This window comes from Asticcacaulis sp., from assembly GCF_020217185.1.
Taxonomy (GTDB): domain Bacteria; phylum Pseudomonadota; class Alphaproteobacteria; order Caulobacterales; family Caulobacteraceae; genus Asticcacaulis.
Genome location: NZ_JAIWNX010000268.1, coordinates 1 through 10,000, shown reverse-complemented (window position 1 = coordinate 10,000; position 10,000 = coordinate 1). Strand labels below are relative to the sequence as shown.

Genomic DNA, 10,000 nt, shown 5'->3' with positions numbered 1-10,000 from the left:
ATACGGTGGGCTTCAACGACGACACGCGCGCCTTCCTGTCGATCCCGGCGCGTCACGACGTCGCCCGCCGCATCGACGCCAACTTCCTGGCGCGTCTAGTGGTCGAACACCGCCTCGAACTGGAAGACGCGGCTGAGACGATCAAGGACCTGACCTATAACCTGCCCAAGGCGGCCTATAAGCTGTAAGGTTTTGGGGTTTGCTTAAAGAGGAAGGGGCCGACTGGCCCCTTCACCCGATAAATTACAAAGCCCTCCGGTGCCGTCCGGAGGGCTTTGCTACATTTGCCTTTGGCGGGGAGGTAAAAAAAGAGCCCCGCTGTTGCCAGCGAGGCTCCCTGTATCGGGGTGCAGGGGTCTGCGACCCCTGCGCTATCTAACCGGGCTTACTGAGCCGCCACCGTAGACGCCACATCGGCATATTCTTCGATCTGGTCGAAGTTCATATAGCGATAGACTTCCGCGCCCTTGGCATTGATGACGCCCATGTCGGAGAGGTATTCCTCGACGGTGGGCAGGCGGCCCAGCTTTGAGGCAATGGCCGACAGTTCCGCCGAGGCGAGGAAGACGTTGGTGTTCTTGCCCAGACGGTTGGGGAAGTTGCGGGTCGAGGTCGAAACGACGGTCGCCCCTTCGCGCACCTGCGCCTGATTGCCCATGCACAGCGAACAGCCCGGCATTTCCATACGCGCCCCGGCGGTGCCCAGCACGTTGTAATGGCCTTCCTTGGTCAGTTCGGCGGCGTCCATCTTGGTCGGCGGCGCGACCCACAGGCGCGTCGGGATGTCCTTCTTGCCGTTGAGCAGCAGGGAGGCGGCGCGGAAGTGGCCGATATTGGTCATGCACGAGCCGATGAACACTTCGTCGATGGCGGTGTTCTGCACGTCGGACAGAAGACGCGCATCGTCCGGATCGTTCGGGGCGCACAGGATCGGCTCTTTGATGTCGTTGAGGTCGATGTCGATGATCGCCGCGTATTCGGCGTCGGCATCGGCTTCCATCAGCACCGGGTTGGCCAGCCAGTCTTCCATCGCCTTGATGCGGCGCGACAGCGTGCGGGCGTCCTGATAGCCGTCGGCAATCATGTTTTTCATCAGCACGATGTTCGAGGTCATGTACTCGATGATCGGCTCTTTGTTGAGCTTCACGGTGCAGCCCGCCGCCGACCGTTCCGCCGAGGCGTCGGTCAGTTCGAACGCCTGTTCGACCTTCAGGTCCGGCAGGCCCTCGATTTCGAGGATGCGGCCGGAGAAGGCGTTGACCTTACCGGCCTTGGCCACGGTCAGGAGCCCGGCCTTGATGGCGTAGTAGGGGATGGCGTGGACAAGGTCGCGCAGGGTGATGCCCGGCTGAAGCTGGCCCTTGAAGCGGACAAGGATGGATTCCGGCATGTCGAGCGGCATGACGCCCGTCGCCGCGCCAAAGGCCACAAGGCCCGAACCGGCGGGGAAGGAAATCCCGATGGGGAAGCGGGTGTGCGAATCGCCACCGGTGCCAACCGTATCCGGCAGCAGCAGGCGGTTCAGCCACGAGTGGATGACTCCGTCGCCCGGACGCAGGGCCACGCCGCCGCGGTTGGAGATAAAGGCCGGCAGTTCGCGGTGCGTCTTGACATCGACCGGCTTCGGATAGGCCGCCGTGTGGCAGAAGGACTGCATGACCAGATCGGCCGAGAAGCCGAGGCAGGCGAGGTCTTTCAGTTCGTCGCGGGTCATCGGGCCCGTCGTGTCCTGTGAGCCAACCGTCGTCATCTTGGGCTCGCAATAGGTGCCCGGACGGATGCCCTGCCCTTCGGCCAGACCGCAGGCCTTGCCGACCATCTTTTGCGCCAGCGTGAAGCCCTTGCCCGAATCGACCGGGGCGACCGGCAGGCGGAAGGCGGTCGAAGCCGGCAGGCCCAGAAACTCACGCGCCTTGGCGGTCAGCGAGCGACCAATGATCAGGTTGATGCGGCCCCCGGCCTGCACTTCGTCCAGAATAACGTGCGACTTGAGCTGGAAGTCGGCAATCTTTTGACCGGCCTTTTCGACCTTGCCTTCATAGGGGTAGATGTCGATGACATCGCCCATATCCATCTGCGACACATCGACTTCGATGGGCAGGGCGCCGGAATCTTCCTGCGTGTTGAAGAAGATGGGGGCGATCTTGCCACCGAGCGTCACGCCGCCAAAGCGCTTGTTCGGCACGTAGGGGATGTCTTCGCCCGTGGCCCAGATGACCGAGTTGGTCGCCGATTTACGCGACGACCCGGTGCCGACCACGTCCCCGACATAGGCGACGAGGTTGCCTTTGGCTTTCAGGTCTTCGATGAACTGGATCGGGCCGCGCTTGCCGTCCTCTTCCGGCGTGATGCCGGGGCGGGCGTTCTTCAGCATGGCCAGATAGTGCAGCGGGATGTCCGGGCGCGACCAGGCGTCTGGCGCGGGCGACAGGTCGTCCGTATTGGTTTCGCCCGTGACCTTGAACACGGTGACGGTGATCTTTTCGGCGACCTTGGGGCGCGAGGTGAACCATTCGGCTTCGGCCCACGACTGGATCACGTCCTTGGCGTTCGCATTACCGGCCTTGGCCAGTTCCGCCACGTCGTGGAAGAAGTCGAACATCAGAAGCGTCTTTTTCAGCGCTTCGGCGGCGATCTTACCAACCACAGCGTCGCTCAGAAGGTCGATCAGCGGCTTGACGTTATAACCGCCAACCATGGTCCCCAGAAGCTCGGTCGCCTTTTCGCGGCTGATCAGTTCAACCGGGAAGTCGCCATGCGCCACCGCCGACAGGAAGGAGGCCTTGACCTTGGCCGCATCATCGACGCCCGGCGGCACGCGATAGGTGATCAGGTCGAGAAGGAACTCCGCTTCGCCGGCGGGCGGGTTCTTGATCAGTTCGATCACTTCGGCGGTTTGTTGCGCGGTCAGCGGCAGGGGCGGAATGCCAAGCGCGGCGCGCTCGGCCACATGGGCACGATAGGCTTCAAGCATCGGTACACCTTTGGAAAGGGTCTGGGGACGGACTTATGGAGTCCTTGGTTTGGCGCATATCGCAGGCGCGAAGCCTTGCATAGGCCGCAGGGGTAAAATGGGCGTGAAACGGCGCAGAAATTTGCATGGGTGAAGTTTGTTTTTCACTCCTGAACGGCGCTTTTGGCCATGATGCGTGCCTCAGGCGCTGGGCGGCTCGGTGTCGAGACAGGCCAGAACCTCCTGCCCAATATCGGTGGGCCAGACGGCAAGGCGCTGACGAAGTGCGGCACGATCCCCGGCAAACAGGGCGCGCGACGCCTCTTCAAAGCCCTCACGATCGCCCGCCAGAGTGACCATGACGCGATAGGCGGCATTGAGGCGCGCCCTGGGGTCCGGGCCGCCTTTGCGCGCCGCGTCGATCAGCTTGCGCAAGGTCACCGAGGCGCCCCCCGGCTGCTGCGACAGCCACTCCCAATGACGCGGCAGAAGCGTGACTTCGCGCGGCACGACCCCCAGCTTTGGCCGTCCGCGTTTGACGGTTTCTGGCGCGGTTTCAGGTGTGGGGGCATAGCGCGCCTGAATGGCCGCCGCGTCGCCGCGCAGGTCGAGATCGACGACCGCACCCGTCGCGCGATCAAGGACGATAACGGGGGCGTCGGGCTGAGCCGCAAGGGCCTTGTGGGCAGCCAGTGCGGCTTCGGCGGGCGGGCCAACGATCAGACGGCGGGCGGCCTGAAACACGGCGTAGAGGGGTTCGGACGTCATCAGGTTCTCAGAATTTATTTTACCCGGATAAAAATATGCGTTATCAGCGCCGCTGTCAAAGGAGGAGATCATGGACAGCCATGAAAAGAAGGCGGCCATCGCGGCCTATAAGGAACGCAAGGCGGTGAGCGGGGTCTATGCGGTGATCTGCAACGCCACGGGCGAGACGTGGGTGGGGGCCAGCCGCAATCTGGAGGCGCAGCAGAACGGCCTGTGGTTTACGCTGCGACTGGGCAGCCACCGCCACGCCAGCCTGCAAGCCGCCTGGAACGCGCATGGCGAGACAGAGTTTCGCTATGAGGCGCTGGATCGCGTTCCGGAGGACTATTCCGAAATGGCGCGCAAGGACGATCTGAAACGCCGCAAAGATCTTTGGCAGCAGCGGTTACAGGCGGAGGGGTTGCTGTAAAAAAAGAGCCCCGCCGGTGACGACGGGGCTCCTCAATCGGGGGGCAGGGGGCAAGCCCCCTGCCTGCTTTACCAAACCTAGCCGCGGGCCAGATTGCGCAGCACGTAAGGCATCACGCCGCCGTTCTTGAAATATTCAAGCTCGGTCGGGGTGTCGATGCGGCAGCGGACCGGGAAGCGGGCCACCTTGCCGTCCGAGGCGCGGAACAGCTCAACGATCAGTTCCTGACGCGGCTGGACGTTTTCGAGGCCGCGGATGGTGACGATTTCCTCACCGGTCAGGCCCAGCTTCTGCCAGCCGTCGATCTTGAACTGCAAGGGCAGGACGCCCATGCCGACCAGGTTGGAGCGGTGGATGCGCTCGAACGACTCGGCGATGACGGCGCGCACGCCCTGAAGCTTGGTGCCCTTGGCCGCCCAGTCGCGCGAGGAACCCGTGCCGTATTCCTTACCCGCGAAGATGACCATGCTGCGGCCTTCGGCCTTGTAGCGCATGGCGGCATCATAGATGGCCATGACGTCGCCCGACGGGAAGTGCTTGGTCACGCCGCCTTCGATGTCCGGCGTGATCTTGTTGCGGATGCGGATATTGGCGAAGGTGCCGCGCATCATGACTTCGTGGTGACCGCGACGCGCGCCGTAGGAGTTGAACTCCGACACCGGCACGTCGTGGTTGGTCAGCCACTGACCGGCGGGCGAGGTCTTCTTGATCGAACCGGCCGGCGAAATGTGGTCGGTGGTGATCGAGTCGCCGAAGATGCCGAGCACACGGGCTTCGACGATGTCGGTGACCTTCTCCGGCGTCATGGTCATGCCCTCAAAATAGGGCGGGTTGGCGACGTAGGTCGAGGTGGCGTCCCACTGATAGGTCTGACCGCCGGACACGGAGATGGCCTGCCAGTGTTCGTCGCCCTTGAAGACGTCGGCATAGCGGGCGCTGAACTTGTCATGGGTGACGTTGGCGCGCTGAATCTCGGCGATCTCGGCATTGGTGGGCCAGATGTCCTTGAGATAGACCGGCTCACCGTTGCTGCCGGTGCCCAGGGGATCGGTCGTCAGATTGACGTTCAGCGATCCGGCCAGCGCATAGGCGACGACCAGCGGCGGCGAGGCCAGATAGTTGGCGCGCACGTCGGGGTTCACACGGCCTTCGAAATTGCGGTTGCCCGACAAGACCGAGCAGGCGACGAGATCGGCTTCGTTGATGGCCGCCGAAATGGCTTCGGGCAGCGGGCCGGAATTGCCGATGCAGGTGGTGCAGCCATAGCCGGTCAGGTTGAAGCCCAGCGCATCGAGATCGGCGGTCAGGCCCGCGGCATTCAGATAATCGGTGACGACCTGAGAACCGGGGGCCAGCGAGGTCTTAACCCACGGCTTGACGCTGAGGCCCAGCGCCTTGGCCTTACGCGCCACCAGACCGGCGGCGATCAGCACCGACGGGTTGGAGGTGTTGGTGCACGAGGTGATGGCGGCAATGACCACATCGCCGTGCTTGACGCTGTAGTCGGTACCGGCGACGGGGGCCGAGCGGGTTTCATCGCCCGCCTTGTTGAACTCACCGCTCAGGGCCTTGGCAAATTCCGCCGCCGCGTCGGTCAGCAGCACGCGGTCCTGCGGACGCTTGGGACCGGCCAGAGACGGCAGCACGCCACCAAGGTCAAGCTCCAGCGTATCGGTGAAGACCGGATCGTTTTCCGGATCGAGCCACAGGCCTTGCTGTTTGGCATAGGCTTCGACCAGAGCGACGCGGGCGGGCTCGCGGTTGGTGGCCGTCAGATAGTCGATGGTCGCCTGCGACACCGGGAAGAAGCCGCAGGTCGCGCCATATTCCGGAGCCATATTGGCAATGGTCGCCTGATCTTCCAGCGACAGGGTGGTCAGGCCTTCGCCGAAATATTCAACAAACTTGCCCACCACGCCCTTTTTGCGCAGCATCTGGGTGATGGTCAGGACAAGGTCGGTGGCGGTGGCGCCTTCCGGCAGGCGACCGGTCAGCTTAAAGCCGATCACTTCGGGGATCAGCATGGGGATGGGCTGACCCAGCATGGCGGCTTCGGCCTCGATGCCGCCGACGCCCCAGCCGAGCACGCTCAGGCCGTTGACCATGGTGGTGTGCGAATCGGTGCCGACCACCGTGTCGGGATAGGCGACTTCACCGCCCGCCGCTACACTGGTCCACACGGTTTGCGCCAGATATTCCAGATTGACCTGATGGCAGATGCCGGTGCCCGGCGGCACGACGCGGAAATTGTTGAAGGCCGACGAGCCCCAGCGCAGGAAGTTATAGCGCTCCATATTGCGCTCATATTCGCGGTCCACATTCTTTTTGGCCGCATCAGCCGTGCCGAAATAATCGACCATGACCGAGTGGTCGATGACCAGGTCCACTGGGTTGAGCGGATTGATCTTGGCCGGATCAGCCCCCAGCTTGACCATGGCGTCGCGCATGGCCGCAAGGTCCACCACCGCCGGGACGCCGGTGAAGTCCTGCATCAGGACGCGCGCCGGGCGGAAAGCGATTTCATGTTCGACCGAGCCCTTATTGTCGATCCAGTTGGCCAGCGCCTGAATATCGGCCTTGGTCACCGACACGCCGTCTTCGTTGCGCAGCAGGTTTTCCAGCAGCACTTTCAGCGAAGCGGGCAGCCGCGAGATGTTGGGCAGGCCGTTGGCTTCGGCGGCCTTCAGGTCAAAATAGGTGTAGGTGTGGTCGCCGACGGTGAGTTCGGCCTTAGAAATAAAGCTGTCGAGGGACATGGTCGCTTTTCCTTCCGACCGCGTAAGGTGGGAACATCGCGGCCCCCAATGGGCCTGAAACCGGCGTCGCGCGTTCCGCCCTGACGGACGCACAGGGTCCTGTCCGGGGTCGCACGGTTACCGGCCGATGGCGCGGTCAATTGCCTTCTAAACCGCTTCCGGCTACTCGTCTATGAAGAAGCCCCCGCCGTGGGGAATTTGTTCGGAAGTTTTCGCCTGATGGCCCTCTCTCTTGCGGTGGACGCGCTGAGCCTGAAAAAAGGCTACCGCCATCTGATCCATGACCTGTCGTTTTCCGTCGCACCGGGTGAGTGCGTCGCCCTGACCGGGGCCAATGGGGTGGGCAAGACGACGCTGCTGCGCACACTGGCCGGGTTTATCCGCCCCGACGGCGGCCGCGTGCGCTATGTGGACGGCGTCGATCCGGAGGGGTCAATGGCGGCGCAGGCCCATTATCTCGGTCACGCCGAAGCCCTGTCGCCGGGACGTCTGGCCGGGGCGGAGCTGGACTTTCAGCGCACCTTTCTGGGGGGCACGGCGGCGGGACAGGCCGAGGCGATCCGGCGGCTGAACCTGTCGCCCCTGCTGGATCTGGAAACACGGATGCTGTCGGCGGGACAGAAGCGACGACTGTCGTGCGCACGGCTGATTATGGCGAAGCGCCCCGTCTGGCTGCTCGATGAGCCTATGTCGCCGCTCGATGCCGAACACCGGGCGAAGCTGGCCGAGCTGATGCGGGCACATCTGAGTGCAGGCGGGCTGATTGTCTGCGCCGTGCACGATCCGCTGCCGTTTGAGGTGCGCGAACTGCGACTGACGGCACCGGCGATGGAGGCGGTCTATGGGTGAGTTAAAGGCGAGCCCCGCCTCCCCTTCCCTCGCCCTGTTGAAGCGCGATCTGGGTCTGTCTCTGGCGCGCGGCGGCGGGCCGGTGCTGGCCGCCGGATTCTATCTGACCCTGATGGCCATGGTGCCGCTCAGCCTCGGACCGGAGGCGCAAACCCTGTCGAAGATCGCGCCGGGCCTGACCTGGCTGTGTCTGGCGCTGGCCTCCCTTTTGTCGCTGGAACGGCTGTTTGAGCGCGATTACGAAGACGGGGTGTTCGACCTGTTGCGCACCGGGCCGCTGGCGCTCGAATGGGTGGCGTTTCTCAAATGTCTGGCCCAGTGGCTGGGCACGGGCCTGATCCTGTCTCTGATGACGCCGGTGGTAATGATCCTGCTGGGCGCGCCCGTGGGCGTGGCTGGTCTGGCGCTGGTGGCGGCCCTGATCGGCTCGCTCAGCTTTGCCCTGATCGGGGGCGCGGGGGCGTCACTCACCCTCGGCTCACGTAAGGGCGGGGTGCTGATCGCCCTGCTGGTCCTGCCCTTCTATGTGCCGCCGGTCATTTTCGGCGCGGGCCTGATGCAGGCCTTCGTCACCGGTGCCCCCGTGTTTCAGGCGCTCAGCCTGCTCTGCGCCTACGGCCTGTTTGCGCTGGCGCTGGGCCCCATCGCCATGGGCGCGGCGCTGCGCAGTGCGTTAAATTGACAGACTTGTCGCTCTTCGTGAAACCGCCTATGTGAGACACCCATGATCATAAGCTGGCTGGCCAATCCGGACCGTTTCTCGAAGGTGTTTGCGCCCGTGCGCCCGTGGGTGGCGGGGCTGAGCCTCGTGCTGTTTGCGTGGGGGCTTTATCTCTGCTTCGCCTCGCCCGAAGACTATCAGCAGGGCGACACGGTGCGCATCATGTATATCCACGTCCCGGCGGCGTGGATGGCGCTGTTTACCTATCTTGTCATGGGCGTGGCGAGCTTCTTCGGCCTGATCTTCCGTCATGCCCTGGCCGATGCCGCTGCCAAGGCCGCTGCCCCCATAGGCGCGGTCTTCACCGCACTGGCCCTGATCACCGGGTCCTTGTGGGGTAAGCCCATGTGGGGCACCTGGTGGGAATGGGACGGGCGCATGACCTCGGTGCTGGTGCTGTTCCTCTTCTATATCGGCTATATCGCCCTGCACGCCTCGATCGAAGACGAACAGAGGGCGGCCAAATCAACCGCCATTCTGGCCCTGATCGGCCTGATCAACCTGCCCATCATCAAGTTTTCGGTCGATTGGTGGAACACCCTGCATCAGGGCGCTTCGGTTTTCCGGCCGGATGGCCCCACCGTCGCGCCGTCCATGCTGTGGCCGCTGCTGGTGATGGCACTGGCCTATAAGGCACTGTTCGTGTGGCTGTGGCTGATCCGCATAGATACGGAAATCCTGAGCCGCAAATATAACGGACTGCGGGCGCGTCTCGGCTTCCGCGAAGGAGGGGCGTAATGGATCTGGATATGGGCAAGTACGCCTTTTTCGTCTGGGGCAGCTATGGCGTGACGGCGCTGGCCCTGCTCAGCCTCACCGTGCTGAGCGTGCGCGCGCATCGTGACCGCGCGGCGAAGCTCAAGGCGTTGCAGGAGACTCTGGCCGCTGAAAAGGCACAAAAGGTGGACGCATGAAGCGCCTTCTGCTGGCCGCGCCTCTGGTCCTGCTGGTAGGGCTTGCGGCCATACTCGGCTGGTACAATTTCCATAAAAAGACCGACTACGCCCCGGCGGAGCTGGTCGGCAAGCCGTTGCCGGCGCGCCAACTGACCGATCTGCACGACGGGTCGCTGGCCTCCTTGCCGGCGATCGCGCGTGCGTCGGGCAAGCCGGTTCTGGTCAATGTCTTTGCCTCGTGGTGTACGCCGTGTCTGGCCGAGCACCCCTATCTGATGGACCTGAAGGCCAAGGGTGTCATCATTATCGGCATCGACCATAAGGATACGCCGATCAATGGGCTGAGCTTTATCGAAAAGCACGGCAATCCCTACGCGCGCATACTGTCCGACGAAGACGGGCAGATGGGGCTCGATCTGGGGATTTCAGGTGTGCCGGAAACCTTTATCGTCGGCGCGGACGGCGTGGTGATCGACAAGATCACCGGCCCGATCGTGCCGGAAACCGTGCCTGCGGTGTACAAGGCCGTCAGTGAAGGGACGAAGCTGCCTTAATTATACCAACGGCCGAAGATGCTGACCGCATCCGGCCGTTGAAGAAGCGAGAATTTCTCATATGTGTCAGTGACATGAGAAATTCTCGAATGGA

9 protein-coding genes and 1 pseudogene are annotated in these 10,000 nt (G+C 63.3%); 7 read left to right on the top strand and 3 right to left on the bottom strand.

The features are described 5' to 3' along the window. Positions 1-188: pseudogene (locus tag LDL37_RS13580) on the top strand (glucuronate isomerase); the annotation flags it as partial. 197 nt (positions 189-385) lie between these two features. Here LDL37_RS13580 and acnB read toward each other — a convergent pair. Further along, positions 386-2,974 carry a bifunctional aconitate hydratase 2/2-methylisocitrate dehydratase gene (acnB, locus tag LDL37_RS13575; RefSeq protein ID WP_290799290.1) on the bottom strand — a complete coding sequence of 863 codons (2,589 nt, stop codon included), beginning with the start codon at positions 2,972-2,974 and terminating at the stop codon, positions 386-388. 180 nt (positions 2,975-3,154) lie between these two features. Next, positions 3,155-3,721: a DUF2239 family protein gene (locus LDL37_RS13570; RefSeq protein WP_290799288.1), complete on the bottom strand. Its 567-nt coding sequence runs from the start codon at positions 3,719-3,721 to the stop codon at positions 3,155-3,157. Between the two features lie 70 nt (positions 3,722-3,791). Between LDL37_RS13570 and LDL37_RS13565 the strand changes: the two genes are divergently transcribed. Continuing rightward, positions 3,792-4,130: a GIY-YIG nuclease family protein gene (locus tag LDL37_RS13565; protein WP_290799286.1), complete on the top strand. Its 339-nt coding sequence runs from the start codon at positions 3,792-3,794 to the stop codon at positions 4,128-4,130. A 77-nt stretch (positions 4,131-4,207) separates the two neighbouring features. On the opposite strand, the gene acnA is transcribed toward LDL37_RS13565, so the two are convergent. Further along, a complete protein-coding gene (acnA, locus tag LDL37_RS13560) occupies positions 4,208-6,886 on the bottom strand; it encodes an aconitate hydratase AcnA (protein WP_290799284.1) in 2,679 nt (892 codons plus the stop codon). Positions 6,887-7,105: 219 nt separating this feature from the next. Between acnA and ccmA the strand changes: the two genes are divergently transcribed. From ccmA to LDL37_RS13535, 5 genes are read left to right on the top strand one after another with little or no spacing between them, the layout of a single operon-like run. Then, on the top strand, positions 7,106-7,735 hold the full coding sequence (gene ccmA, locus LDL37_RS13555; RefSeq protein WP_290799282.1) for a heme ABC exporter ATP-binding protein CcmA: 630 nt from the start codon (positions 7,106-7,108) through the stop codon (positions 7,733-7,735). Beyond that, positions 7,728-8,417 (top strand): heme exporter protein CcmB, encoded by a 690-nt coding sequence (gene ccmB, locus LDL37_RS13550; RefSeq protein ID WP_290799280.1) that lies wholly within the window; start codon positions 7,728-7,730, stop codon positions 8,415-8,417. Before ccmA ends, ccmB begins: the two co-directional genes overlap by 8 nt. 42 nt (positions 8,418-8,459) lie before the next feature. Further along, positions 8,460-9,194 carry a heme ABC transporter permease gene (locus LDL37_RS13545; protein WP_290799278.1) on the top strand — a complete coding sequence of 245 codons (735 nt, stop codon included), beginning with the start codon at positions 8,460-8,462 and terminating at the stop codon, positions 9,192-9,194. Continuing rightward, positions 9,194-9,370 (top strand): heme exporter protein CcmD, encoded by a 177-nt coding sequence (ccmD, locus tag LDL37_RS13540; protein WP_290799276.1) that lies wholly within the window; start codon positions 9,194-9,196, stop codon positions 9,368-9,370. The genes LDL37_RS13545 and ccmD overlap by 1 nt, the downstream gene beginning before the upstream one ends. Further along, positions 9,367-9,906 (top strand): DsbE family thiol:disulfide interchange protein, encoded by a 540-nt coding sequence (locus tag LDL37_RS13535; protein ID WP_290799274.1) that lies wholly within the window; start codon positions 9,367-9,369, stop codon positions 9,904-9,906. The genes ccmD and LDL37_RS13535 overlap by 4 nt, the downstream gene beginning before the upstream one ends. Positions 9,907-10,000 lie beyond the last annotated feature (94 nt).